Source organism: Pectobacterium peruviense (genome assembly GCF_003312355.2).
Taxonomy (GTDB): domain Bacteria; phylum Pseudomonadota; class Gammaproteobacteria; order Enterobacterales; family Enterobacteriaceae; genus Pectobacterium; species Pectobacterium peruviense.
The window spans coordinates 2,612,703-2,637,229 of sequence record NZ_CP161826.1 but is presented as its reverse complement, the minus strand read 5'-3'; the positions used below and the strand labels follow the sequence as shown (position 1 = coordinate 2,637,229).

23 protein-coding genes are annotated in these 24,527 nt (G+C 49.6%); 11 read left to right on the top strand and 12 right to left on the bottom strand.

Features of this window, described 5'->3' with window-relative positions:
- Positions 1–63: 63 nt before the first annotated feature.
- Both znuB and znuC read right to left on the bottom strand, forming a co-directional pair.
- Positions 64–849: a zinc ABC transporter permease subunit ZnuB gene (gene znuB / locus DUT67_RS11970; RefSeq protein ID WP_048260428.1), complete on the bottom strand. Its 786-nt coding sequence runs from the start codon at positions 847–849 to the stop codon at positions 64–66.
- Positions 846–1,604, bottom strand: coding sequence for a zinc ABC transporter ATP-binding protein ZnuC (znuC, locus tag DUT67_RS11965; RefSeq protein ID WP_048260608.1), 759 nt, complete (start codon positions 1,602–1,604; stop codon positions 846–848). Before znuC ends, znuB begins: the two co-directional genes overlap by 4 nt.
- A 76-nt stretch (positions 1,605–1,680) precedes the next feature.
- Between znuC and znuA the strand changes: the two genes are divergently transcribed.
- The 3 genes from znuA to lpxM all read left to right on the top strand — a co-directional run bounded on the left by znuA (position 1,681) and on the right by lpxM (position 5,171).
- Positions 1,681–2,682, top strand: coding sequence for a zinc ABC transporter substrate-binding protein ZnuA (gene znuA, locus DUT67_RS11960; protein ID WP_048260427.1), 1,002 nt, complete (start codon positions 1,681–1,683; stop codon positions 2,680–2,682).
- A gap of 12 nt (positions 2,683–2,694) precedes the next feature.
- A complete protein-coding gene (mepM, locus tag DUT67_RS11955; RefSeq protein WP_048260425.1) occupies positions 2,695–4,017 on the top strand; it encodes a murein DD-endopeptidase MepM in 1,323 nt (440 codons plus the stop codon).
- Positions 4,018–4,193: 176 nt separating this feature from the next.
- Positions 4,194–5,171 (top strand): lauroyl-Kdo(2)-lipid IV(A) myristoyltransferase, encoded by a 978-nt coding sequence (gene lpxM, locus DUT67_RS11950; RefSeq protein ID WP_113625851.1) that lies wholly within the window; start codon positions 4,194–4,196, stop codon positions 5,169–5,171.
- 110 nt (positions 5,172–5,281) lie between these two features.
- Here lpxM and pyk read toward each other — a convergent pair whose 3' ends face one another.
- Positions 5,282–6,724 (bottom strand): pyruvate kinase, encoded by a 1,443-nt coding sequence (gene pyk / locus DUT67_RS11945; protein ID WP_011094029.1) that lies wholly within the window; start codon positions 6,722–6,724, stop codon positions 5,282–5,284.
- Positions 6,725–7,106: 382 nt separating this feature from the next.
- Complete coding sequence (locus DUT67_RS11940; protein WP_010275858.1) at positions 7,107–7,976, bottom strand: MurR/RpiR family transcriptional regulator; 870 nt, start codon at positions 7,974–7,976, stop codon at positions 7,107–7,109.
- A gap of 382 nt (positions 7,977–8,358) precedes the next feature.
- Here DUT67_RS11940 and zwf point away from each other — a divergent pair, with 382 nt between their 5' ends.
- Both zwf and DUT67_RS11930 read left to right on the top strand, forming a co-directional pair.
- Positions 8,359–9,834 carry a glucose-6-phosphate dehydrogenase gene (gene zwf, locus DUT67_RS11935; protein ID WP_048260423.1) on the top strand — a complete coding sequence of 492 codons (1,476 nt, stop codon included), beginning with the start codon at positions 8,359–8,361 and terminating at the stop codon, positions 9,832–9,834.
- A 167-nt stretch (positions 9,835–10,001) separates the two neighbouring features.
- Positions 10,002–10,643, top strand: coding sequence for a bifunctional 4-hydroxy-2-oxoglutarate aldolase/2-dehydro-3-deoxy-phosphogluconate aldolase (locus DUT67_RS11930; protein WP_048260422.1), 642 nt, complete (start codon positions 10,002–10,004; stop codon positions 10,641–10,643).
- Between the two features lie 96 nt (positions 10,644–10,739).
- On the opposite strand, the gene purT is transcribed toward DUT67_RS11930, so the two are convergent.
- Entirely contained in the window at positions 10,740–11,918 is a 1,179-nt protein-coding gene (gene purT, locus DUT67_RS11925; RefSeq protein ID WP_113631923.1) for a formate-dependent phosphoribosylglycinamide formyltransferase, read from the bottom strand.
- A 200-nt stretch (positions 11,919–12,118) separates the two neighbouring features.
- On the opposite strand from purT, the gene DUT67_RS11920 reads away from it, so the two are divergent.
- Positions 12,119–14,158, top strand: a complete 2,040-nt coding sequence (locus DUT67_RS11920) for a S9 family peptidase (protein ID WP_113631924.1) — start codon at positions 12,119–12,121, stop codon at positions 14,156–14,158.
- A 366-nt stretch (positions 14,159–14,524) separates the two neighbouring features.
- On the opposite strand, the gene DUT67_RS11915 is transcribed toward DUT67_RS11920, so the two are convergent.
- Positions 14,525–14,755: a DNA polymerase III subunit theta gene (locus DUT67_RS11915; RefSeq protein WP_014699768.1), complete on the bottom strand. Its 231-nt coding sequence runs from the start codon at positions 14,753–14,755 to the stop codon at positions 14,525–14,527.
- A gap of 371 nt (positions 14,756–15,126) precedes the next feature.
- Between DUT67_RS11915 and ftnA the strand changes: the two genes are divergently transcribed.
- From ftnA to cspA, 3 genes are all read left to right on the top strand, one after another.
- Positions 15,127–15,633, top strand: a complete 507-nt coding sequence (gene ftnA, locus DUT67_RS11910) for a non-heme ferritin (protein ID WP_113625853.1) — start codon at positions 15,127–15,129, stop codon at positions 15,631–15,633.
- 281 nt (positions 15,634–15,914) lie between these two features.
- Positions 15,915–16,271 carry a YebY family protein gene (locus tag DUT67_RS11905; RefSeq protein WP_113631925.1) on the top strand — a complete coding sequence of 119 codons (357 nt, stop codon included), beginning with the start codon at positions 15,915–15,917 and terminating at the stop codon, positions 16,269–16,271.
- A 531-nt stretch (positions 16,272–16,802) separates the two neighbouring features.
- Entirely contained in the window at positions 16,803–17,015 is a 213-nt protein-coding gene (gene cspA, locus DUT67_RS11900) for an RNA chaperone/antiterminator CspA (protein ID WP_005967874.1), read from the top strand.
- 218 nt (positions 17,016–17,233) lie between these two features.
- On the opposite strand, the gene DUT67_RS11895 is transcribed toward cspA, so the two are convergent.
- Positions 17,234–17,542, bottom strand: a complete 309-nt coding sequence (locus DUT67_RS11895; protein ID WP_113625855.1) for an excalibur calcium-binding domain-containing protein — start codon at positions 17,540–17,542, stop codon at positions 17,234–17,236.
- 256 nt (positions 17,543–17,798) lie between these two features.
- On the opposite strand from DUT67_RS11895, the gene DUT67_RS11890 reads away from it, so the two are divergent.
- Positions 17,799–17,945, top strand: coding sequence for a hypothetical protein (locus tag DUT67_RS11890; RefSeq protein WP_189339478.1), 147 nt, complete (start codon positions 17,799–17,801; stop codon positions 17,943–17,945).
- 42 nt (positions 17,946–17,987) lie between these two features.
- Here the strand turns inward: DUT67_RS11890 and DUT67_RS11885 are convergent, their stop codons facing one another.
- On the bottom strand, positions 17,988–18,470 hold the full coding sequence (locus DUT67_RS11885) for a hypothetical protein (RefSeq protein ID WP_113625856.1): 483 nt from the start codon (positions 18,468–18,470) through the stop codon (positions 17,988–17,990).
- 278 nt (positions 18,471–18,748) lie between these two features.
- Positions 18,749–18,976 (bottom strand): YdgH/BhsA/McbA-like domain containing protein, encoded by a 228-nt coding sequence (locus tag DUT67_RS11880; RefSeq protein ID WP_048260412.1) that lies wholly within the window; start codon positions 18,974–18,976, stop codon positions 18,749–18,751.
- 292 nt (positions 18,977–19,268) lie between these two features.
- Here DUT67_RS11880 and DUT67_RS11875 point away from each other — a divergent pair, with 292 nt between their 5' ends.
- Positions 19,269–19,964 carry an extensin family protein gene (locus DUT67_RS11875; RefSeq protein ID WP_113625857.1) on the top strand — a complete coding sequence of 232 codons (696 nt, stop codon included), beginning with the start codon at positions 19,269–19,271 and terminating at the stop codon, positions 19,962–19,964.
- A 17-nt stretch (positions 19,965–19,981) separates the two neighbouring features.
- Here the strand turns inward: DUT67_RS11875 and DUT67_RS11870 are convergent, their stop codons facing one another.
- The 3 genes from DUT67_RS11870 to DUT67_RS11860 all read right to left on the bottom strand — a co-directional run bounded on the left by DUT67_RS11870 (position 19,982) and on the right by DUT67_RS11860 (position 24,527).
- Positions 19,982–20,173, bottom strand: a complete 192-nt coding sequence (locus DUT67_RS11870) for a YebW family protein (RefSeq protein ID WP_048260408.1) — start codon at positions 20,171–20,173, stop codon at positions 19,982–19,984.
- Between the two features lie 132 nt (positions 20,174–20,305).
- Positions 20,306–21,760 (bottom strand): 16S rRNA (cytosine(1407)-C(5))-methyltransferase RsmF, encoded by a 1,455-nt coding sequence (gene rsmF / locus DUT67_RS11865; protein WP_113625858.1) that lies wholly within the window; start codon positions 21,758–21,760, stop codon positions 20,306–20,308.
- A 124-nt stretch (positions 21,761–21,884) separates the two neighbouring features.
- Positions 21,885–24,527: a PqiB family protein gene (locus tag DUT67_RS11860; protein WP_113625859.1), complete on the bottom strand. Its 2,643-nt coding sequence runs from the start codon at positions 24,525–24,527 to the stop codon at positions 21,885–21,887.

Here is a 24,527-nt window from a genome sequence, read left to right as displayed (position 1 = left end):
AAGTATAAAGCCCTTCTGAAATGTGTATTCGGAAGGGCTTTTTTTTTAGCGGTTTACTGCGGGTTAGGCGGGTTGTGGCTTAAGCAGACTGACAATAAATAGCAGAGATGCACACAGCACCACCGACGGCCCCGCTGGCGTATTGTAGCCAGCCGAGAAGGCCAAGCCGCCTGTCACGGCAATCATTCCAACAATAATAGCGATGCTTGCCATTTGTTCCGGCGTCCGTGCGAAACGTCTGGCGCTGGCGGCGGGAATAATCAACAGTGACGTAATGATCAATGCGCCAACAAATTTCATGGCAATACCAATCGTTAATGCGGTGGTCAGCATTAAAAGCAGCTTGGTGCGCTGTAATTTCACGCCGTCGACGTGTGCCAATTCTGGGCTAATCGTCATTGAAAGTAACGCCCGCCATTGCCAACGCATAACAGCAATAACGACGATCACACCCGCACCGATCACCCACAAATCCTCTGTTGTGACGGAAAGTAAATCGCCAAATAGGTAGGCCATTAAATCTACACGCACATTGTTCATCAGGCTGACAACAACCAACCCAAGCGACAGGGCGCTGTGAGCCATGATGCCGAGTAATGTATCGACGGCCAGATAGGGACGTCGTTCCAGCCAGACGAGGCCAAGCGCCAGAATGAGCGTCACGGCAATAACGGCAGAAAACAGGTTAATGTTCAGCAACAGGCCGAAGGCGACGCCAAGTAAGGAGGCGTGCGCCAGTGTATCGCCAAAATAAGACATCCGCCGCCAGACGACGAACGAACCGAGCGGGCCTGCCGCAATCGCCAGCAAAATCCCTGCCAGCCAACCGGGAAATAACAGCTCTATCATGCGTCGTTTCCACCTTGTCTTTTCAGAATGATACGTCCTTGTAGGTCATGACGATGATTATGATGGTGGCGATAAATTGCCAATTGCTCCGCGCCGCGGTGGCCAAACATCGCTAAAAATTCGGGGTGAAGAGAAACGACTTCAGGCGTGCCGGAGCAGCAGACATGTTGATTAAGGCAGAGAACTTCATCGGTTTTTGCCATCACCAAATGTAGATCGTGCGACACCATCAGCACGCCGCAGTTGAATTCCTGCCGCAGTTGGTTAATCAGATCGTACAGCGCCAGTTGCCCATTGACGTCAACACCCTGTGTCGGCTCATCCAGAACCAGCAGTTGAGGCTGATTGAGCAGTGCACGAGCCAATAGCACGCGCTGGGTTTCGCCACCGGAGAGTTTCTGCATCGGTTGTTCCAGCAGATGTGCAGCCTGAACACGTTTAAGGGCAGGTAAGATATCCTGCTTTTTCACACCGGGGCGCAGTTGCATAAAGCGGCTGACGGTCAAGGGCAGGGTGGTATCCAGATGCAGTTTCTGCGGAACGTAACCGATACGCAGTGCAGGATCCCGTACCAGAGAACCGGAAGTAGGAGAAAGTAGCCCCAATACCACGCGGACTAGCGTCGATTTCCCTGCGCCATTCGGCCCCAGCAGCGTCAGAATTCGACCTGCCTGCAAGGTCAGAGAGATATCTGACAGGATCTTTCGGCTGCCAAATGTCACTGAAATATTATTAAGTGATACCAATGTGGACATATAATTCGGCTTGCATAACCCATGTAACGTTATAATATAACAAACAACACAATAAAAATCGATGGGATCGATCTTCATGCAGCAATCTATTCAGCAAAGAAAATGGTTAAAAAGTGTGTTTGTTGCCGGTGCGCTACTCGCAAGCGGAATGTCAATCAGCGCGGCATCCGCTGCGGTCATTACTTCAATTCGTCCTTTGGGATTCATTGCGTCGGCGATTGCCGATGGCGTGACGCCAACCGAGGTGTTGTTACCTGATGGCGCGTCGCCCCACGATTATGCCTTGCGCCCGTCTGATGTCCAGCGTTTACAGTCCGCCGATCTGGTGATTTGGGTCGGGCCGGAAATGGAAGCCTTCCTCGGGAAACCGTTAGCGAAAATTTCGCCAGCAAAGCAGATCGCGCTTTCTGCGCTGCCAGCCATTAAATCTGAGCTGAAAAAAGAGGCTGGGCATGACCATGAAGATGGGCATGAGCAGGCACATGATGAGCATGAAAAAGGCCACGATCACAGCAATGCCGCCCATGATGACGACGACGATGGTCACCATCATGGTGAGTACAATATGCATATTTGGCTATCGCCGGAGATGACAATACAGGCAGCTGTCGCCATTCATGCAAAATTATTGGAACTTATGCCTCAGAATAAGGACAAACTAGACGCGAATCTGCTTTATTTCACGGATAAAATTGCGCAAGCAGATGAAAAAATTGTTAAGATGCTAGCGCCTGTGCAGGGTAGAGGCTATTTCGTGTTTCATGATGCCTATGGCTACTTTGAGAAACACTATGGGTTAAGTCCCTTGGGTTACTTTACGGTTAACCCCGAAATTCAGCCCGGTGCACAGCGTTTACATCAAATACGAACACAGTTGGTTGAGCACAAAGCCGTATGCGTTTTTGCTGAACCACAATTCAGACCAGCCGTTATTAATGCTGTTGCCAAGGGAACCGACGTGCGCTCGGGTGTGCTCGACCCATTGGGAAGCAATATTGCACTGGGTAGAGATAGCTATGCCGATTTCTTGTTGCAGCTATCGAACCAGTATGTGAGCTGTCTGGAGGAAAAATTATGAGGATACGAATAAGTGCAGCAGATAGTCCGAACTATCGCTCTGGCGTATAACAGTTTACCTCGGCCCCATCGCGTCATGCTGGGGTCGCTTACCGTTGTGACATTGGCCGTTGCTGTTTGGCGGCCTTTTGTTTATCCCCATGTCGATGATGCGCCCGTCATCGTGAAAGATATCGACCTGGAAACCAGCCAACTGCGTACGCTGACGCCTGAAGCCAGTGAACCGATAGACCAACCCTCGCCAGATGACGACATTCCGCAAGATGAGCTCGATGATAAAGTTGCCGATGAAGCTGGCGTACATGAGTATGTGGTCTCTACGGGTGATACTTTAAGCAGCATTTTGACGCAGTACGGTATCGATATCGCGGATGTCACCCAGCTCGCAGAGCAAAATAAAGATTTGCGTAACCTGAAAATTGGTCAGCAAATATCGTGGGCTCTGGCAGAAAATGGCGATCTGCAAAGTTTGACCTGGCAGATGTCTCGTCGCGAAACACGGATTTATGAGCGTGTAGGTGCCGATTTCAAAGAGCGCATTGAGACGCTGAAAGGCGAGTGGCGCAACAGCGTTCTGAATGGTCGGGTTAGTGGCAGCTTTGTCAGCAGCGCGAAAAGCGCCGGTTTAACCAGTACAGAAGTGCGGGACGTAATCAAAGCGCTGCAATGGCAGTTGGATTTCCGTAAGTTACGTAAAGACGACACGTTCTCTGTGCTGATGTCCCGCGAAATGCTCGATGGCAAAAGTGAACAGAGCGAACTGGTCGGCGTTCGTCTGAATACCGGCGGTAAAGACTATTACGCTATCCGTGCAGAAGACGGTAAATTCTACGATCGCGAAGGTTCCGGTTTGACGCGTGGCTTTATGCGTTTCCCGACCATGAAACAATTCCGTATTTCCTCCAATTTCAATCCACGTCGTTTGAACCCGGTAACGGGGCGCGTTGCACCGCATAAAGGTGTCGATTTTGCCATGCCGGTAGGTTCGCCAGTTCTGGCCGTCGGGGATGGCGAAGTCGTGATTGCGAAACGCAGCGGTGCAGCGGGCAACTATGTAGTGATTCGTCATGGTCGCCAGTATACGACACGATTTATGCACCTAAATCGCATATTGGTTAAACCTGGGCAGAAAGTGAAACGTGGCGATCGTATCGGGTTGTCTGGTAATACCGGTCGTTCCACTGGCCCACACCTGCACTATGAACTCTGGGTTAACCAGCAGGCAGTAAACCCACTAACGGCTCAACTGCCGCGTTCTGAAGGGCTGGCGGGTAAAGAGCGTCGTGATTATCTGGCGCAGGTGAAGGAAGTGGTGCCGCAGCTTAAGTTTGATTAACGATACTGACTGCATGTTGTGCCGGTGGCTTGCTGCCGGCATTTTTATTTATAGAACACTGGTTCCTGATTTTTTATTGTCGAGCAGACGTGTTTTTGCGTAATTGTCAGTAGGTGTTGCTAAACGCCGAGCGGCAATTATGATTATGTTTATTGATTGATCTGAAGAGTTTAGGCATGGAAAAAGAAAAAAAATCGAACGCTGAATTTGTTCCCCAGTTTCAACGCGCCTTTTTTCATCCGCGCTATTGGGGCGTTTGGTTAGGCGTTGGCGCGATGGCACTTGCTGCCTATATTCCCGCGCGGTTAAGAAACCCGGTTCTGGGTGGGTTAGGGCGTTTTGTCGGGAGAATATCAAAAGGCGCACGCCGCCGTGCCCGCATTAACTTGCTGTACTGCATGCCGGAGTTAACGGAAGCGCAGCGCGAAACTATCATTGATGACATGTTTGCGACGGCACCTCAGTCGATGATCATGATGGTAGAAGTGGGAATTCGTAACCCAAAGAAAATCGAAAAATATGTTCGCTGGCATGGCGAAGACATTCTGGAACGCATCAAAGCACAAGAGAAGAACGTGATTTTTCTGGTGCCGCACGGCTGGGGAGTTGATATCCCTGCGATGTTGCTGACCTCTCGCGGGCAGCGCATGGCGGCCATGTTCCACAATCAGAAGAATGCACTGGTGGATTATTGGTGGAATCGGTTACGTCGTCGCTTTGGTGGCCGCATCCATGCTCGTAACGACGGCATTAAGCCGTTTATCAGCTCCGTACGCTCTGGGTGCTGGGGTTATTACTTGCCCGATCAGGATCACGGCCCCGAGCACAGTGAATTCGTTGATTTCTTTGCGACCTATAAAGCAACGCTGCCTGCTGTCGGACGGCTGATGAAAGTGTGCCGTGCTGATATTGTGCCGCTGTTCCCAGTATATAACGCCAAAGACGGTTGCCTTGATGTATTTATTCGCCCGCCGATGGACGATTTGGCGGAAGCGGATGATGCCTACATTGCACGGCGCATGAATGAAGAAGTTGAAATTCTGGTCAGACCGAACCCTGAGCAATACACCTGGATTCTTAAATTGCTGAAAACCCGCAAGCCGGGTGAGATTGAGCCATATTGCCGCGATGAGCTATACCGCAACAAGCAGTGAGCTGAGTCGTGTGTAGACGTATGGATAAAAAAGCCGGACGAGAAATCGTCCGGCTTTTTACTATCATAATATCGTCCGCCAACTCAGCTGCGGGTCGGTTATTACAATGATTATTCCACGCGCAGGATGCGGATGGTGTTGGTTGTGCCTACGGTGCCCATGATATCGCCCTGTGTGACGATAACCAGATCCCCAGACATCAGGAACCCTTTATCACGCAGCAGGATAACAGCATCATTGGCGGCAGCAACGCCGTCAGTGTAGCTGTCGAAATGCACTGGTGTAACACCACGATACAGTGCGGTCAGGTTCAGCGTGTGCTCATGACGGGACATGGCGAAAATCGGTAAGCCAGAACTGATACGAGACATCATCAGGGCGGTACGGCCAGATTCTGTCATAGCGATCAGTGCCGTCACCCCTTTCAGGTGGTTAGCCGCATACATAGAAGACATCGCGATGGATTCTTCCGTGTTATCAAACTGCACGTCAAGGCGGTGTTTGGAGACGTTGATGCTTGGAATCTTCTCCGCGCCTAAACAGACTTTCGCCATGGCAGCGACGGTTTCAGCCGGATATTGACCCGCAGCAGTTTCTGCTGACAGCATCACGGCATCGGTGCCATCCAGCACGGCGTTGGCGACGTCCATTACCTCAGCGCGCGTTGGCATCGGGTTAGTGATCATCGATTCCATCATCTGCGTGGCGGTAATGACCGCACGGTTCAACTGACGGGCACGACGAATCAACTTCTTCTGAATCCCTACCAGTTCTGGATCGCCGATTTCAACGCCCAGATCGCCCCTCGCGACCATAACCACGTCGGAAGCCAGAATAATGTCATCCATTGCGGCATCTGAACAGACGGCTTCAGCACGTTCAACTTTTGATACGATCTTGGCGTTACAGCCAGCGTCGCGTGCGAGGCGGCGTGCATAGTTGAGATCTTCACCGGTACGTGGGAAAGAGACAGCCAGATAGTCGACGCCAATTTTTGCGGCAGTAATAATGTCGGCTTTATCTTTTTCCGTCAGGGCTTCGGCAGACAGACCGCCACCGAGTTTGTTGATGCCTTTATTGTTAGACAGCGGGCCACCAACGGTGACTTCGGTGTAAACTTTCAGACCTTCAACCTGGAGGACTTTCAGCTGTACGCGACCGTCATCCAGTAACAGAATGTCGCCAGGCACTACGTCGCTCGGCAAGCCTTTGTAATCGATCCCGACTTTTTCTTTATCGCCTTCGCCTTTCGCTAAGTTAGCATCCAGCAAGAATTTGTCGCCGATATTCAGGAAGATTTTACCTTCTTTGAAGGTAGAAACACGAATTTTTGGACCCTGTAGATCGCCAAGAATGGCAACGTGGCGGCCTAATTTAGCCGCAATTTCACGAACTTTGTTGGCACGTAATTGATGATCTTCTGCTGTGCCGTGAGAAAAATTCATGCGTACTACGTTAGCGCCCGCATTGATAATCTTTTCAAGATTATTATCGCGGTCGGTAGCGGGCCCCAGGGTGGTAACAATTTTGGTTCTTCTGAGCCGTCTGGACATGTATAACTCCGTTCACTTGTGAAGCTGTAGTGTTGCGATTAAGCGTCGAATAACGGTGCAAAATGTCACTTTACAACAAAACTATTTCACCTGCGTTATCCGAACATCGTGTTGAGTCTGATTATCATACTGTACAGGTAATGCTCGTCATCTTTCCATAACCGCCGTTTGTGGTTACATCGAGATGAGGCGGGTAGATGATACCGCTCATTTTTATTACCCGTCATACTTCAAGTTGCATGTGCGTTGGCTTCGCTTACTCACCCGAATCACTTACTTGAGTAAGCTCATTGGGACTCCTTCGCTTGCCGCCTTCCTGAAACTCGAATTATTTAGGGTATAGGATATAACTAAAAGCAAAGCACAACGTAAAACTTACCTATCACCTGAAAGGGTTAATCAATCGTTCGTCTTTATCAAAGCGCGATTCACGTAAGGCTTCTTTGACCCGTTTCAGGTTATCTCGAAATTTTTCCCCACGACGAAGTGTGAACCCCGTCGCCAGAACGTCGATCAATGTCAACTGAGCGATGCGGGATACCATCGGCATATAGACATCGGTATCTTCAGGCACGTCAAGCCGTAAGGCCAGCGAGGCTTCACGCGCCAGCGGCGTGCCATCCGACGTGATGGCGATCACTGTCGCATCGTTCTCACGTGCCAGTTGCGCCATTTCGACCAGACTTTTGGTTCTACCAGTATGGGAGATCAACACCACGACGTCGCCGTCGCTGGAATTCATGCAGCTCATGCGCTGCATAACGATGTCATCAAAATAAACCACGGGGATGTTGAAGCGGAAAAATTTGTTCATCGCATCGTGTGCGACTGCGGCGGAAGCACCCAGACCAAAAAAAGAAATTTTCTTCGCCTGCGTCAGCAAATCTACGGCGCGGTTGACGGCGGTAACATCCAGGCTCGATTTCACCTGCTCTAAGCCCGCCATCGCGGATTCAAAGATTTTACTGGTATAGGCGTCAACGCTGTCGTCTTCTTCAACGTTACGGTTCACATACGGCGTACCGTTCGCCAGACTTTGCGCCAGATGTAGTTTAAAATCGGGAAAACCTTTAGTTTCAAGGCGGCGACAGAAACGATTAACCGTTGGCTCACTGACGTCGGCCATTTTGGCCAGCGTCGCGATGCTGGAGTGAATAGCCGTCTGCGGAGTGCTCAGGATCACTTCAGCCACTTTTCTTTCTGATTTGCTCAAGAGTTCTAAGTGACTCTGGATTTTTTCCAGCATATTCATACGACAAGGGCCATGTAAGTTTTTTCCGATTTCAACTAAAGGTACAACTGGCATGCATTACGTGAAAAAATGCACGTCGTGAAAATATACTACGACCTGTGGTGGTTGGCAGAGAGCAACGCGCTAAGTTGGCGCCTTTTTTTGCCAGAACATGACATGTGTCTAACTTTCAGAAAAGTAATCGACTGTCAGAAACGACGAAAAATTTCGTTTTAGGGCGAACGCATAAGTGACTTCAGCCACTGCACAGACCGATTTATGCAGGTTTTCAGTCAATACTGATCATTATTTAGCATTTTTATGATGGGTTTACTGGCTGTAGTCAAAAAGAGTACATTATCGCTGTAATAAAATTACAGCATCCTGCAACGAGGAGATGAACATGGCGGTAACTTCAACAGCCCAAGCGTGCGATCTGGTTATTTTCGGTGCCAAGGGCGATCTGGCGCGCCGTAAATTGCTGCCTTCCCTGTACCAGTTGGAAAAAGCAGGTCACATCCATGCGGACACCAAAATTATTGGCGTAGGGCGTGCGGATTGGGATAAAGCGGAGTATACCCGCGTCGTGCGCGAAGCGCTTGACACCTTTATGAAAGAAGCCATCGACGATAAGTTGTGGGAAACGCTAAGTAGTCGGCTGGATTTCTGCAATCTTGATGTGGAAGACACGAAAGCCTTCAACAAGCTGGGCAAGATGCTTGACCAGAAAAATCGCACCACGATCAACTATTTTGCGATGCCGCCCAGCACATTTGGGGCGATCTGCAAAGGGTTGGGAACCGCAGGGCTGAATAAAGAACCTGCTCGCGTGGTGATGGAAAAACCGCTGGGTACCGACCTGGCATCTTCTCGCGTGATTAACGATCAGGTCGCGGAATTCTTCAACGAGTGCCAGGTTTACCGTATCGACCACTATCTGGGTAAAGAAACGGTTCTGAACCTGCTGGCGCTGCGTTTTGCCAACTCGTTGTTCTCCTCAAATTGGGATAACCGGACGATCGATCATGTGCAGATCACGGTAGCCGAAGAAGTGGGGATTGAAGGGCGCTGGGGCTATTTTGATAAAGCCGGTCAGATGCGTGACATGATCCAGAACCACTTGTTACAGATTCTGACGATGATTGCGATGTCGCCGCCGTCTGATTTGACGACCGACCGCATCCGCGATGAAAAAGTAAAAGTGTTGCGTTCACTGCGTCGTATCAATCGCTCCAACGTGCATGAAACAACGGTGCGTGGCCAATATTCTTCTGGTTTTGTTCAGGGACATAAAGTGCCAGGCTATCTGGAAGAAGAGGGGGCGAACAAAAGCAGCAGCACGGAAACGTTTGTCGCCATTCGTGTCGACATCGATGACTGGCGCTGGTCTGGTGTGCCGTTCTACCTGCGTACCGGGAAACGTCTGCCAACGAAATGTTCAGAAGTGGTGGTGTACTTTAAAAATCCGGCACTGAACCTGTTCCATGATTCTTACCAGCAGTTACCGCAGAACAAGCTGATCATTCGCTTGCAGCCGGATGAAGGCGTGGAAATCCAGATTCTGAATAAAATTCCAGGGTTAGAGCACAAGCATCGCCTGCAAACGGTGAAGCTGGATCTGAGCTTCTCGGAAACCTTTAATCAGCAGCACTTGGCGGATGCCTATGAGCGCCTGTTGCTGGAAACCATGCGTGGGATTCAGGCGTTGTTCGTTCGTCGTGATGAAGTTGAAGAAGCCTGGAAATGGGTGGATTCCATCATGGATGCGTGGGCGATGGACAACGATGCGCCGAAGCCGTATCAGGCAGGAAGCTGGGGACCGGTCGCATCTGTCGCGATGATTACTCGCGATGGCCGTTCCTGGAATGAGTTTGAGTAATTTTTTGATAATACGTCAGTAACGGGAATGCGGAGGTTATTCGGCATTCCATCGTTTTAATGTATGGCTAACGGTGCGGTCGGACATCTGCGGCGACGCAGATCCCTGTGGCAGGGGCGCGCTATATAATTAATGATGCCTTCGGGCATGACTGGAGATAACTTTTGATGAAAAACTGGAAAACGAGCGCGGAACAGATTTTGACAACGGGTCCCGTTGTTCCTGTGATTGTGGTCAACAAACTGGAACACGCGGTGCCGATGGCAAAAGCGTTAGTCGCGGGCGGCGTTCGCGTTCTGGAACTGACATTGCGTACCGACTGTGCCATCGACGCGATCCGTGCGATTGCTAAAGAAGTACCGGAAGCCATCGTGGGTGCAGGCACGGTGACAAATCCTCAGCAACTGGCTGCGGTTGTTGAAGCGGGTGCGCAGTTTGCCATCAGCCCCGGTCTGACCGAGCCGCTGTTGAAAGCTGCGACGGAAGGCAACATCCCGTTGATTCCAGGTATTAGCACCGTGTCTGAATTGATGCTGGGTATGGATTACGGCCTGCGTGAGTTCAAATTCTTCCCAGCAGAAGCTAACGGCGGCGTGAAAGCGCTCCAGGCGATTGGTGGGCCGTTTGCTCATATTCGTTTCTGCCCGACTGGTGGCATTACGCCGAACAACTACCGTGATTATCTGGCGCTGAAAAGCGTGCTGTGCGTAGGCGGTTCTTGGTTGGTGCCGAACGACGCGTTGGAAAGCGGCGATTACGCGCGAATTACTGAGCTGGCACGTGAAGCTGTTGCGGGCGCAAAAGCCTAAGTTCGCTGGTTACTGAATGACGAAGGCCACTCACTGAGAGTGGCCTTTTTTATGACGGACATCCTTGTCCGTCACCCTGCGAGCCGTCGCAATGCATCAGCCGCTGACTTTTACGCCTGCTGCGACACGCTTTGCGATGTCGACAGCATCGTCTGTCGTTTCTGCACTGGCTAACGCAACGCCCATACGGCGTTTCCCGCTGATATCCGGTTTACCAAACAGGCGAATTTGCGTATGAGGGAGGAGCGCGTTTTCCAGTCCCTGATAACGTACGTTGTTGCTATCAAGTTCCGGTAAAATTACCGCGGAAGCCGATGCACCGTATTGACGAACGGATCCAATTGGCAGCCCCAGGAAAGCGCGAACGTGCAGGGCAAACTCAGACAGATCCTGAGAAATCATCGTCACCATGCCAGTATCGTGTGGGCGAGGGGAGACCTCGCTGAAAATAACCTCATCACCGCAGACGAACAGCTCAACGCCGAACAGACCATAACCGCCGAGCGTTTTCACGACATCGCTAGCCATCTTCTGTGCGCGTTCCTGCGCTAGTGCACTCATCTGCTGCGGCTGCCAGGATTCGCGATAATCGCCGTCTTCTTGTCGATGACCGATTGGCGCACAGAAATGAATGCCGTCAACGGCATGGATGGTCAGTAGAGTGATCTCAAAATCAAAATTAACTAACCCTTCAACGATGACGCGTCCACCGCCCGCTCGTCCACCCTGTTGGGCATAGCGCCATGCCAGCTCTAACTGCTCAGCGGAACGAATCAGGCTTTGTCCTTTGCCAGATGAACTCATGACCGGCTTAACAATGCAGGGATACCCAATTGCATCTACTGCTTGACGAAAGCTTTCTTCGCTGTCGGCAAAACGGTAGGTGGATGTTGGAACGCCGAGTGTTTCGGCAGCCAGACGACGGATGCCTTCACGGTTCATCGTCAGGCGTGTCGCTTCAGCACAAGGGACAACGTGGTGACCCTGTTTTTCCAGCGCCACCAGCATGTCGGTAGCGATAGCCTCAATTTCCGGCACGATGTAATCAGGGCGTTCGGCTTCAACCAACGCTTTTAATGCGTCGCCATCCAACATATTGATGACGTGGCTGCGATGCGCAACTTGCATCGCGGGTGCATCGGCATAGCGATCGACTGCGATCACTTCGATTCCAAGGCGCTGACATTCAATCGCCACTTCTTTGCCTAATTCACCGGAGCCAAGCAGCATCACTCGTGTGGCATCCGCACGCAGGGCGGTTCCAATCGTTAACATAACCTTATACCTGATCGGGTTGTGAAAAATGGCCGCAGTATAAACGAAAACGTTTGCGTGCGCATTAAAGAGGGGACGCTCTGGAATGCGTTACGCAAAAGCGCATCAAGAGACAAGGACGTGGCTTGGCATTGCTAGGCAATCGTGCCACTCTTCTTGCAGTGTGAAAATTTTATGTCAAGACAACGAGATCCGACGCGATGAAGACACCGCAAGCTGAAAAAAGACCCCACGCGATAAGTACACATGGCGATACGCGCATCGACAACTATTACTGGCTGCGTGATGACGAGCGTGCCGATCCGCAGGTGTTGGCCTATCTGGAACAGGAAAACGCCTACAGTGAAGCGATCATGGCTCCTCACGAGGCACGGAAACGGTCGTTGTATGACGAAATGGTTAACCGTATTCCGTCGACGGATATGTCTGTGCCGTATGTCAGGAAGGGGTATCGCTACCAAAGTCGCTATGAGCAGGGTAAAGAGTACGCCATTTATCTGCGCCAACCTGAACAGGCAACAGATGCGTGGGACACGCTGTTGGACGGAAATCAACGTGCTGAAGGGCATGAGTTTTATAGTCTCGGCGCGCTTGAGATTAGTCCTAGCAATTCGCTGTTAGCACTCTCGGAGGATTTCTTATCTCGTCGGCAGTACACGATTCGCTTTCGTGACCTGAATCGCGACGAATGGCTACCGGATGTGATCGAGAATGTGACTGCAGGTGCGGAATGGTCGGCAGATTCAACAGTGCTGTACTACGTGCGTAAACATGACAAAACGCTGTTACCGTATCAGGTCTACCGTCATCGCTTAGGCAGCGATCCGGCGCAGGATGAGCTGGTGTATGAAGAGAAAGACGATACGTATTATGTCAGTCTGAGTAAAACGACATCAGAGCATTACATCACCATTTATCTCAGCAGCACTACGACGACCGAGGTGCTATTGCTTGATGCGACGATCCCAGATGCCATGCCGCAGGTATGCATTCCACGTCGAAAAGATCATGAATATGGCATCGATCACTATCAGGACCGGTTTTATCTGCGTTCCAATCGAGACGGAAAAAACTTTGGTCTTTATCGTTCGGATAAGCCTGATGAACACGCGCTGGAAACACTGATTGCCCCACGTGAGCACTGCGTGCTGGAGAGTTTTGAACTTTTCCGTGATTGGCTGGTGGTGGAAGAAAGAGAGCGTGGTTTGACCAGCTTACGTCAGATTCACTGGCATACGCAGGAAGAGAAAGCGATCACCTTCAATGATGCGAGTTATGTGACGTGGCTGTCGTACAACCCTACGCCAGAAACGGCATTGATGCGATATGGCTATTCATCAATGACAACCCCCAGCACGCTGTATGAACTGAATCTGGACACGGGCGAACAGCAGTTACTTAAACAAGCCGAAGTGAAAGATTTCTCCCCAGATAACTATCGGAGCGAACGTTTGTGGATCACTGCCAGAGATGGCGTCGATGTGCCCGTTTCTTTGGTTTACCATCGCGACCATTTCAGCCCAGGTAAGAATCCGATACTGGTCTATGGCTACGGCGCTTATGGGAATAGCATGGATCCTGACTTCAGCGTTAGCCGTCTGAGCCTACTAGACCGAGGGTTTGTTTTTGCCTTAACGCACATTCGTGGTGGCGGTGAACTGGGTCAGCAGTGGTATGACGATGGCCGGTTACTCAATAAGATGCATTCCTTCACGGATTTCATCGATGTGTCTCAGGCATTGATAGAAAAAGGCTATGGCGATAGGAAAAACATGTTTGCCATGGGGGGCAGTGCGGGAGGTTTGCTGATGGGCGCGGTCGTGAATATCGCCCCTGACCTATTTAAAGGCGTTGTCGCTCAGGTTCCGTTCGTTGATGTGTTGACGACAATGTTGGATGAGTCTATTCCGCTGACGACGGGAGAGTATGACGAGTGGGGCGATCCGAATGAACAAACCTACTATGACTACATCAAGCAATACAGTCCGTATGACGGTGTTACCGCACAACGCTATCCACATTTGTTGGTGACTACCGGGTTACACGACTCTCAGGTTCAGTATTGGGAGCCTGCAAAGTGGGTGGCGAAATTACGGGAAGTCAAAACGGACGATCGTCTGGTGCTGTTGTACACCGATATGGAAGCTGGGCACGGCGGAAAGTCTGGTCGCTTCAAACGCTATGATGATATTGCGCTGGAGTATGCTTTCCTGTTGATGGTGCTTGAAAAGGCTGCGTAAAGTCAGGAATAAGAGCTAACAGCTGCGGTTATGAGGGTAAACCCGTTTTCGGGTTTACCCGATCGGCATGGGACATTACTTCGGTAATACCCGTACTCAGGTGATATCAGCTTGCGGTTTCTTCGCCTTTTTATCGGCACGTTTTTCGGCTGCCGTTTTCAGGGGCTTTTTCTTACTGTTCTTTTTACTATCCAGTCCTTTACTCATATCTTGCCTCGCTTGATAAAAGGTAAGGTTGCCACTCCATTAACCTCTTGTGTGGGTCGATATGCAAGCAGAAAATTGTTTTTGCTGTGTAAGAATGTAACCCGTGGAAAGGGATGTTTTCCACGGTAAAGCCGTCTTAGATTGGAATGAGGGGAATCGCTATTTGGACTTCGGTTCGTAGGGTAAACGAGAGAATTGTAGTGAACGCTGGCGATAAAACATTACACGCTCACGAAAGTAGTTACGCAGGTGCTCGGGTTGTTCTCTCTCAACGACCTCTGGAATGACCGGCATATTGTAACGTTCTTTGAAGGCAACCCCTGACGCCGCCAAGTCTACATTAACCTTATCCATATCCTCTTTGGATAATTCTGCCAGATTATGCCCCATACTACTTTCTCCTGCCTATTGGCCACAGACTGATGTGTGCCACGGTAAAGTAGCAGCGGGGAAATGGCAAGTGTTCGACTTATCATATGAATGTTTATTCTTCTCATTACGGAATGGGAATCATTTTTAATATCTGAACATCATAAAAAATATAGATCGAAGTTGTTATTTTTGATAATAAAAACGATTCGCAATAATATAGTAAAAATCACTCTTAAGTGATAATAAATATCAATAACAATAATTTTAAGATGCTGTTTTTTATGGTTATTTTAATGTTATTGTATTGATGTTAATAAAGTGTTTTTATTTTATTTTTTCAGGCATAATATCCAGAATAATTTCACCTGCCGAGAAAATAGGGAGTTACTATGTTAAAAAAAGAAATGATTCAGAAGCTCAATGAGCAACTTAATCTGGAGTTTTATTCTGCGAATTTGTATCTGCAAATGAGTGCATGGTGCGGTGATAAAGGTTTTGAAGGCGCATCCAGTTTCCTGAAGACGCATTCTCAGGAAGAAATGCAACACATGCAGCGCCTGTTTGACTATCTGGATGACACGGGAAGCTTGCCTGTGTTAGGCGCGATTGCGGCTCCGCCGATTGATTTCGATTCACTGGCTGATGTCTTCAAACTGACCTATGAACACGAACAGCTGATTACAGCAAAAATTAATGAGTTGGCACATGCGGCGATGGCGTTGCAGGACTACTCTACATTTAATTTCCTGCAATGGTACGTTGCCGAACAGCACGAAGAAGAAAAACTGTTCCGTTCTATTCTGGACAAACTGGCGTTGGTTAATGCTAGTGAAGGTGGCCTGTTCTTTATCGATCAGGACCTGAAAAAAATGTCTACGGCAGCACCGTCAGCCTAACGACAACCGGCACCTCTGTCGGTTAATACATATTTGAATAACGCGGGATAATGTTCTCTTTATCCCGTTCTTTCTTCTCTCGAACGACTTGTCACCCTATACCTCGCTGTAAGCTTTATTCTTGGTTTCACACTCGACTTCATCTTCCTCTGTCGCTATGATCGCGTTAGTCGTGATACACAACGTTATGTTTTATAAGGTTTGATGCCGTCTTTTTCTGATTTGGATAAGGCTGCAAAACTCACACACATCATCGTCTGAATACGCATGTCGGGAATACCATGATGAAGAAATTGTTGCTATCTATCGTGCTTACCTCACTTTCTGCGAATGCTTTTGCTGCCGCCAAGTTGGCCAATATCAGCCGATTGGAATATGGCGATCGCTGGGCTTTCACTCGTGAAGAAGTTCAACTGATTTGTCGGCCTGGCAATGCGCTATATGCCTTACATACCGGTACGCTGATGCAATATCCGCTGAATGATGTTGCCATTGAGCAGATGAAATCTGGGCAAGTGAGTGCGCAGCCGATAGACGTCATCTGGCTAGACGATCCTAAACAGCCTGGACAGAAAAAAAGTCTTCAGCCATTTATCGAGCGTGCAGAACAACTGTGCGGGCCAGATGCTAAACCATGAAGTGATTGATTTGATTATTAATGTTAATTGCTTGCCTCTTTATGGTTAATGCAAAGTGTGAAATCTGTTCCATTTGTGATAATTGCGAGCGGACTGATGCTGGAAAACGCGGGGGAGTTGGCTACGCTTTAAGGTACAGGGCTAGTACAGCTTGTATAAATGCCAACTTTTAGCGCACGGCTCTCCCAAGAGCCATTTCCCTAGACCGAATACAGGAATCGTGTTCGGTCTTTTTTTTTGATGTATCGGTTGGTAAACCATCACCAATGAACGAGTGGGGCGAGAGGAATTTCTTCTCAGTCCTTCTTTTAAAGGCTTTTAAGAATAAATGCTTGCTAAAGATTTTCATACATGCGTTAATAGCTCGTCGGTTTGATTCGCAGACCTAAAAAGCAGTTTAGTAAAGCAGTTCTCATTTCAAAGTGTTATCCATAGATATCCCTTCTTTGAGCCTCCTTATTGTTGCTAATTAAATTCTGTGCACAGGCCCTATTCGCCGGAAGGCGCTATAAAAAAATTAAGGTAATTTCTATGTCTAATAAAATGACTGGTTTAGTAAAATGGTTTGACGCTGGTAAAGGTTTCGGTTTCATTACTCCTGACAACGGTAGCAAAGATGTATTCGTACATTTCTCTGCTATTCAGAGCAATGATTTCAAAACTCTGGACGAAGGCCAAAAGGTTGAGTTCACTATTGAAAATGGCCAGAAAGGCCCATCAGCTGGCAACGTTGTTGCGCTGTAATTGAATTAATATTTCTCTTGCGATAGCGATGATGGTGTAAACCGGAGCAGCCAAGAAGAATAGTAAAAAAACCCTAGCGTAAAAGCTGGGGTTTTTTGTTTATGTATCTAGCGAATATCAATAGAGTTTTTATACTTAGGGTTCACCAGAATCACTGGACTATCATCTCATCGTGCATGATTTTTATATTTATGATGCACTATATGCCTATGAGATAGTTAATATCGATCGGCTCTAAGTGGAGGAAAACGTGAGTCGCGTTCGCAAGGTATCCCATCATGGTCGCCATCCATTTTGGTCTTAGGGCAGTTTTGAATGAAAAAATAAGCCTCTTCTCTCGAGTTCATCTGGCTACAATACTGCCTGCCGTCACAAACAAAGCGATTTTCTTTTTGTTTTCGATCTTGTGTTTTTATTTTTTCCGCTCTCCGGCTATCACCATCATGACGATATTGATAGGACGATTCCGACTGAGCAGTAAAAGAGAATGCAGTAGATAATAGAATAATGAAGAGTTTTCGTTTCATCGATACATCCATGAAATAATTGTATAAGAGAAGCCTATCATTCTTGATAGGGCCTAATTATTAATAATTCTTCATTATCAACGGAGGGGGTGTGATAACTACGACATTGATGCTGTCTGAAAATTAAGCTTTTCTATGTGCCGTCGTTCGTCACATTGTGCTTCTTTACGGGTTTTTAACGTGATTGACGAATTTATTTCTCGGTAACAGAAACTATCGACTAAATTTATAGAACACGAAATGACGGGAGGAAACGATGACTGATAAAAATACGGGTACCAAAAATAAGGATAAAGACGATCATCCTGCAAAAGATGCGCCGAAAGATCAGGGAGAAATTCCTCGTAAGCGTGATGACAGCAAAGATGATGTCGAAGATCCGTTTGATGCCAATAAGGATTAATATGCTGGCGACAAGCCTCTGCCGCCAACGTTCTGTGAAAAATTAGTGTGCTTTGACCGCCGCAGTAACTGATGAGTTGGGAGTGAAATAATCATTATCTTCCATAATCGGAATATAAACTCTAACCCACTCGGTGCCTTCAACCATCTCCCAGCTATGTCCTTCGCCCTGTGTATCGGCGGCAATTAAAACCGTCCCGGGAGAAAGCAGGAAAGTGGAACCATCGCTGACTCGAAATTTTAATGTGCCCTTCAGCGTGATGACATATTGTTTACGCGGTGCTGCGTGAACGTTCATCTCCCACGCTTCAGTAGAGTTACTGAGCCAAAATTTTTGTGCGGCGATTTTTTCCAGAGCGGGAACACTGCCTGTTACGAAGGCTGAGTGATTGTCCGGCGTATTGATCAGTTTAATAGCCGGTATCCGGTTTTCCTCAGCATGAGGTGAGGGAGACGTTGCTGAATACGCAGTAACGGAAACCAATAATCCGGCCAACGCCAGAAGAAAACGCGATGTCTTTTTCATTTAAATAAAATCCATATTATTTATACCTGATGAACAGGTAACCCTATGTACGTCAGCTCTTTATATAGCCGTTTATATGTACGCCTTACAACGTCGGGGATGGTACTGCTGAAGTTTATTTTTCACCAGATGGTTACAGCAATTGCATTGATTGGTATATCGCTGGATTTGTTTATATTTTATTCACGATGGTGTGGTGTGCGGGATAGTTGGGGCAGGGAAATTGTTGAGCAAAATACGACAGAGGAGCCCTGAGGCTCCCTGACGTCTGGCTTGATTTATTTATACAGAACTGCAGTGCCGTGTAGCTGATCTCGACCGGTAGCGGAAACGATGCGGTATGATGACGCGCCAGCTTTTTGGGCTTTTTGAGCGACCTGCGCTTCAAAAGCGTCTAACGTTTTTGCACCACTAACGGAGACCGTTGCGATTTCCTGCGCAGCAAAAGCGCCGAAAGACAAAGTAGAAAGAGCGATAACTGCGATAAAATTTTTGATGGTTTTCATGGTTTATTCCTTCACGTTTTATTGTGTTAATTAGGCGATTTGCCTTGATGTGAGAAATGATAACGGCATAAGGTGGCAATGAATATCAGAGAGATTTGTTATTCTCTTTCAAAAATATTGTTCTTTTTTGTTGCGCTCGCAGGAAAAATGCATGGCTGACGGTATTTATCTGTCCGATCAGGAGTGGCAGAAAATCGTTGAGGCGAGTGTATCGTTGGGGATGAATCCGGCCGAGTTTGCGTTAATAGCATAATATTACTCAGGAGAAGAAAATAATCAGGAGACGACGCTGATGCGAGGATGGATGATATTTGCGGTGATACTGGGGGTGTTAGTGGCTCTTGCACCCTGGATTCAGCGCCAGCTTCCGCCCGGTTACGATCCTTTCTCTCCGTTGTCCGTCGTTGACCCGCCTACATTTATTACCCGACTGAAAATGAAGTCTGTCGCCAACGATCCCGAAGCCTGTCTGGAGGTGCTAAAGCAGGCGCAGGAAAATGGGCGGCTGCGATTCTCCAAGGCCAATGATATCAGTGGGCAATGTCCGGTAGCGTCGCCCGTTCGGGTTCAAGGTTTTGGCACGGTCACGCTCAGTTCCCGCTTTCTTGCCAGTTGTTCATTGGCGCTGAGTAGCACGATGTTTGTGGCGCAGGTTGCAGTGCCGCAGGCGGAGTCTCTTGGTACGTCGCTGACGCGTATCGATCATATGGGCAGCTATGCCTGTCGAAATGTCTATCATCGACCAGAAGGGCGTTTGAGTGAGCATGCAACGGCAGATGCGTGGGATATCGCCGCTTTTCGCCTGTCTGACGGACGGCAGGTTAGCGTGCTGAATCAGTGGTCGGATACGGACGATCGTGGACGCTATTTACGCAATACGTTTGAGGAAAGCTGTCGTTTTTTCGGTAACGCGTTGGGGCCGGAATATAACGCTGCACATGCTAATCATTTTCACTTTGGCATGCGTGGTTTTGGCGTGTGTCGGTAGGCATATACAGGAAGGGGTTAAAAATCAGCGTACTCCTGCGCTGGGATCCAGAAACCATCAATATACTCTTCGATAGGGAAGCAGCCAGCACGGCGCAGGCGCTGTTCATCCATCGCTTGCAGACACTGAGCTTCGGTGTTGTAGGCGCCGACGACCAAATCGTCACAGCCATGCCCGAGATAACAAACAAATATCACTAATGCAACCATGCTGTTCTCCAGACATTACTATTACCGCGATGCTTTCTCTCTATCGAAATAATTGTAGATGAAAATCAGTGAGGAAAGGGAGAACGGCTGTTCATCAGGTGGTTTTCTCGCCACCTGATGCAGAAACCGCATTTATTCTTTAGAAAGAGGCAGTGCGGAAGACGCGCCATCTCGGACTAAATCGCGCGGCAGACTGTTTTTTATCCGGCTGCTGATGCGTTTTGCCAGGCCAACGGGCGTGTTCTGGTAGGTTAAAATCAATTCATCCGCAGTAGGAAGCGGCTCTGGATAGCTGTCTTTGCCCTGAAACCACTCGCAGGCGATGCTATTGTTCAGTGCATAGGCATTGCTTGCGTTCGGATCGGCCAGCGCGACAATGGCTTCATGCTGCCAGCGGAAACCCTTGGGGAAGCGTTCGGCGAGTTTAATACCAATGCGTGAGAATTTAATATTACCGAAAGCAGAGGTCAGTGCCGCAGGGAAGAGCCAAATCTCACTATCGCGCTGCCACAGCTGAAGTAACTCCTCATCCCAGCGAATACCTTGTTTACGTGCAGCTTCTGTGAGTAACGCACGATCTTTGTGTGCGACCGGAGAGAACGGGAATTTACCGACTTTATAACCAGGGCGTGGTAGCGGCGGCACGCTGGCCGTTTTACGCAAACGGGCAACAAAGAAGCCTTCACTGTCATAAATCTGTGGGAAGACGTGCAAGAAGCCTTCTTCCGTTGTGGCGAGTTCAGCGTCGGTGAAGAGATCGTCTAACGATTCAAATTCACATGCATCAGGGAACTGTGCCTGTAGCCAACGGCAGACCTGCTGGTTTTCCTGCCTATTCAGCGTACAGGTGGAGTAAACCATTACGCCACCCGGTTTCAGTGCATGGAACGCGCTCAGAATCAGATCGCGCTGCGTAGCGGCAATGTCAGTAATGCTCGCTTGCGACCAGTGGCTCATCGCCGCCGGATCCTTACGTACCACGCCTTCGCCCGAGCATGGGGCATCCAGCAAAATTGCATCAAAGTATTCCGGCAGTGCGGCACCGAAAACCCGCCCGTCGAAGTGTGTAATCGCGGTATTGCTGACGCCGCAGCGGCTGATGTTGGCATGCAGCACTTTTACCCGGCTGGCTGAATATTCGTTGGCGATGATTGCCCCTTCATTATTCAGTCGTGCCGCGATCTGCGTTGTTTTGGAGCCCGGTGCGGCCGCGACGTCCAGAATCGTGCCCAGCGCAGTGTTACGATGGAACAGGGCGCTGACGGGCAGCATGGAGCTGGCTTCCTGAATGTAGAATAGCCCGCTCAGGTGCTCCAATGTATTGCCTAGTCGCGTGTTTTCCTCTTCCACATTAAGCAACCAGAAACCTTCCTGGCACCAGGGAATCGGCTCAAGCTGCCAACCATAAGGCTGCACCAACTGTAGAAAGTCATCGACGCTGATTTTTAACGTATTGACGCGGATGCTCCGGCGCAGCGGGCGCTGGCAGGCGGCAATAAAATCCTCCATCGAAAGGGATGAAGGCATGATGTCCCGCATAGTGTCGAGAAATTCAGCAGGCAGGCTGGCTGGGGTAAATTTTGCCACGGCGTGGTTCCGTACAGGTTATTCGGTCAAACGAGGGGAAGAAGCGGCGAAGTGTAGCACGGATTTTTAATTGATAGCGTGAAAACGACAGGGCGGCAATCGCCGCCCTGATAGGTGATGAACGTTAATTCTCTGGAATATTGGGGATCGCCGTACCCCATTGCCGCCACTCTTTAGGCTCTTCGTTCCTTAGCAGGAAATGCTTTCCTTCCTGTGCTTTGGGGGCGAGTGGTGTGCTGGGTGGAGTGGCAAAAGCGATACCACCGCGAATAAACTGCTGGAAGGTTCCGCTTTTAATGACGCCGCCAACCAGCCCGAATTCCAGATTGTAGCCCGAAGCCTGCCAGAAGACGGAATTATCGCGTACCAGATGTTGATAGCGTTTGCTGATGCGTAGTGATACGGCGATGCGATCCGACAAATTGCCCAGCGACAGTCCGGTTACTGTACCCACCTCGATACCGCGGAACAGAACCGGAGTGCCAACCTGTAATGCTCCCGCTTCCGGCGCATCAACGCTGATATTCAGGCCGTCCTGATAGCGGGAATCAGTGATAGTAGCCTGTTGCAGTTCAAAATTGCGCGTTACGCTGCCGTTGCCCGGCTCGACGTTGATATAAGGCTGGAATAGCGTTTCGAGATGATTCACTCCCGCTGCGGAAATTTCTGGGGTGACGACGGAAAAACGCGTCCCAGAACGAGCAAAATTACGCACATATTCAGGATAGAGCACTGCCTGCACCAGCACTTCATTACGCTGTTCGGACAGCTTCAACGAGTCCAACTGGCCGATGTCGATGCCCAAATAGCGGATAGGCATACCCGGTGCGAGTTTGCTGGCATCGTAGGTACGCAGAATGATGCGGCTCCCCACGGCGCGCGCGGCGGTTTCGTTGTTGTACAGAACGCGCTTACCGCTTTTAATTTCCGGTGCACCTTCCAAATTATCAAAACTGATCGCACCTTTGAGCGCGCGATTCAACGGTGAAGCCTGCACGGTCAGACCTGAGGTGTTCAACTGCACACGGGCACCACCTTCTGCCCAGAACACGCTGTTTTCCGTCAACAATTTGCGGTGTTCAGGACGGATATAAACCTCGACTTCAAAGGTATCCGCTTTGGGGCGCACCTGCATGATTTCGCCCACCTGGAATTTACGGTACAGCACGATGGAACCGTCCTGAATATCAGGCAAGCTATCGGTCACCAAGGTGAGGGTAGGCGAGGGGGTGGCTCCACGAATGCCTTCCTCGGCTTTTTCGAGATCGCTGAACAGTGGGTAGCGTGCCTGAACATCACCTTTGTTGCCCGGTAGAACCTGAATACCGCCGCTGATCCATTCTTGTGCGCTGGCACCCAGCACTTGAATCCCATCCAGTCCCATCTTTACATTCAGGCGGCTGTTAACGATGAATTTGCTGTCGCGATGTAATAGCTGACGATATCGCGGCTCGATCACCAAAATGAAGCTGACACCTTGCTCGTCCAACGTACGTTTCACCACCTGACCAATCTGCACGCCGTGCAGCAGCACGGGCTGGCCGCTATCAATGCCGTAACTTTGTGCCGCTGTAAGCTGGATGGAGAGCGCGCCGGGCTGGGTGAGCTGTTGCTGCCCGCTATCCAACACCTCAAAGTGCTGGCGTGGCTCGCCTTCGCCGGGTAGTAACGTCAGCGTTGGGCCGCTCAGCAGGCGTGACACATTCAGGTCGCTAAGTGAAAGCTGGGGTTTGCTGAGTTCGATACGCGTCCCTTCCCGCATCAGCGAAATTACGGAGGGATCGATGATCAACTCTCCGCTGACCTTACCGTCACCTGGATTTAACGTGATTTTATTAAGTGTCCCGACTTCCAGCCCTTGATACATTAGCGGTGTGCGGCCTTCGGATAAGCTGTCGCCCGAAGGTAAATCCAGCGTGATTTTCACCCCACGCTGGCTTTGCGCCAGATCGGGATAGAGGCGATAGGATTGCTCAGCACCAGCATCTTCACTTTCTTCCGGCGAATCGAACGCAATCGCACCGTTTACCAGCGCCGCCAGATTCTCCATTTCAATTTTTGCACCGCTGACGCTGATGTCAGCATTAAAACCGGACACATTCCAGAAGCGGCTATTTTTCTTCACCAGATGAGTGAAACGGCGTTCAACCAGCACGTCAATCATGACACCGCGGCGATCTTGGGAAACCGTATAGTCATAGACCTTACCTACCGGAATTTTGCGATAGTAAACCAGCGAACCGGTATTCAGCGAACCCAAATCGTCCGCGTGGAGATGAATCAGTAATTCCCCGGTATTAACGCGATATTTGGGCTGCGTATCCAGCGCGGAGAAGTGCTCTTGTGCCTCGCCGGAACCGGGCATCATTCCGATGTAGTTACCGCCCACTAGCGCATCCAGCCCTGAAACCCCAGCGAGAGAGGCTTTCGGTGTGACCAACCAGAACTGCGTACCGCTGCGCAACGCTTCTTTCATATCGCTTTTGATGCTGGCTTCGACTTCTATCGTGCGCAGATCGTCGCTTAGCTTGATATTTTGCACCGTGCCGACTTCTACGCCTTGGTAGCGCACGGGGGTACGCCCAGCGACAATACCGTCGGCGGAGACAAAATCAATGGTGACCGTCGCCCCGCGTTCCTGCTGATTGGTGTAAATCAGCCAGCCGGCAATCATCAGTGCAATGAGCGGCAGTAGCCAAAATGGCGACAGGCGACGCTTGTTTTTCACCGTAGCTTCGGTTGGTGTCCCAGACGAATTATCTTGCAT

Bases quoted from the DNA above. Each gene is read 5' to 3' on its own strand.
- DUT67_RS11870 (WP_048260408.1), bottom strand. From the start codon at position 20,173: ATGGTTGCATTAGTGATATTTGTTTGTTATCTCGGGCATGGCTGTGAC.
- znuA (WP_048260427.1), top strand. From the start codon at position 1,681: ATGCAGCAATCTATTCAGCAAAGAAAATGGTTAAAAAGTGTGTTTGTT.
- znuB (WP_048260428.1), bottom strand. From the start codon at position 849: ATGATAGAGCTGTTATTTCCCGGTTGGCTGGCAGGGATTTTGCTGGCG.
- pyk (WP_011094029.1), bottom strand. From the start codon at position 6,724: ATGTCCAGACGGCTCAGAAGAACCAAAATTGTTACCACCCTGGGGCCC.
- zwf (WP_048260423.1), top strand. From the start codon at position 8,359: ATGGCGGTAACTTCAACAGCCCAAGCGTGCGATCTGGTTATTTTCGGT.
- lpxM (WP_113625851.1), top strand. From the start codon at position 4,194: ATGGAAAAAGAAAAAAAATCGAACGCTGAATTTGTTCCCCAGTTTCAA.
- purT (WP_113631923.1), bottom strand. From the start codon at position 11,918: ATGTTAACGATTGGAACCGCCCTGCGTGCGGATGCCACACGAGTGATG.
- DUT67_RS11880 (WP_048260412.1), bottom strand. From the start codon at position 18,976: ATGAAAACCATCAAAAATTTTATCGCAGTTATCGCTCTTTCTACTTTG.
- DUT67_RS11920 (WP_113631924.1), top strand. From the start codon at position 12,119: ATGAAGACACCGCAAGCTGAAAAAAGACCCCACGCGATAAGTACACAT.
- DUT67_RS11940 (WP_010275858.1), bottom strand. From the start codon at position 7,976: ATGAATATGCTGGAAAAAATCCAGAGTCACTTAGAACTCTTGAGCAAA.
- DUT67_RS11895 (WP_113625855.1), bottom strand. From the start codon at position 17,542: ATGAAACGAAAACTCTTCATTATTCTATTATCTACTGCATTCTCTTTT.
- DUT67_RS11930 (WP_048260422.1), top strand. From the start codon at position 10,002: ATGAAAAACTGGAAAACGAGCGCGGAACAGATTTTGACAACGGGTCCC.
- DUT67_RS11885 (WP_113625856.1), bottom strand. From the start codon at position 18,470: ATGAAAAAGACATCGCGTTTTCTTCTGGCGTTGGCCGGATTATTGGTT.
- DUT67_RS11890 (WP_189339478.1), top strand. From the start codon at position 17,799: ATGACTGATAAAAATACGGGTACCAAAAATAAGGATAAAGACGATCAT.
- DUT67_RS11875 (WP_113625857.1), top strand. From the start codon at position 19,269: ATGCGAGGATGGATGATATTTGCGGTGATACTGGGGGTGTTAGTGGCT.
- DUT67_RS11915 (WP_014699768.1), bottom strand. From the start codon at position 14,755: ATGGGGCATAATCTGGCAGAATTATCCAAAGAGGATATGGATAAGGTT.
- DUT67_RS11905 (WP_113631925.1), top strand. From the start codon at position 15,915: ATGATGAAGAAATTGTTGCTATCTATCGTGCTTACCTCACTTTCTGCG.
- ftnA (WP_113625853.1), top strand. From the start codon at position 15,127: ATGTTAAAAAAAGAAATGATTCAGAAGCTCAATGAGCAACTTAATCTG.
- znuC (WP_048260608.1), bottom strand. From the start codon at position 1,604: ATGTCCACATTGGTATCACTTAATAATATTTCAGTGACATTTGGCAGC.
- cspA (WP_005967874.1), top strand. From the start codon at position 16,803: ATGTCTAATAAAATGACTGGTTTAGTAAAATGGTTTGACGCTGGTAAA.
- DUT67_RS11860 (WP_113625859.1), bottom strand. From the start codon at position 24,527: ATGCAAGATAATTCGTCTGGGACACCAACCGAAGCTACGGTGAAAAAC.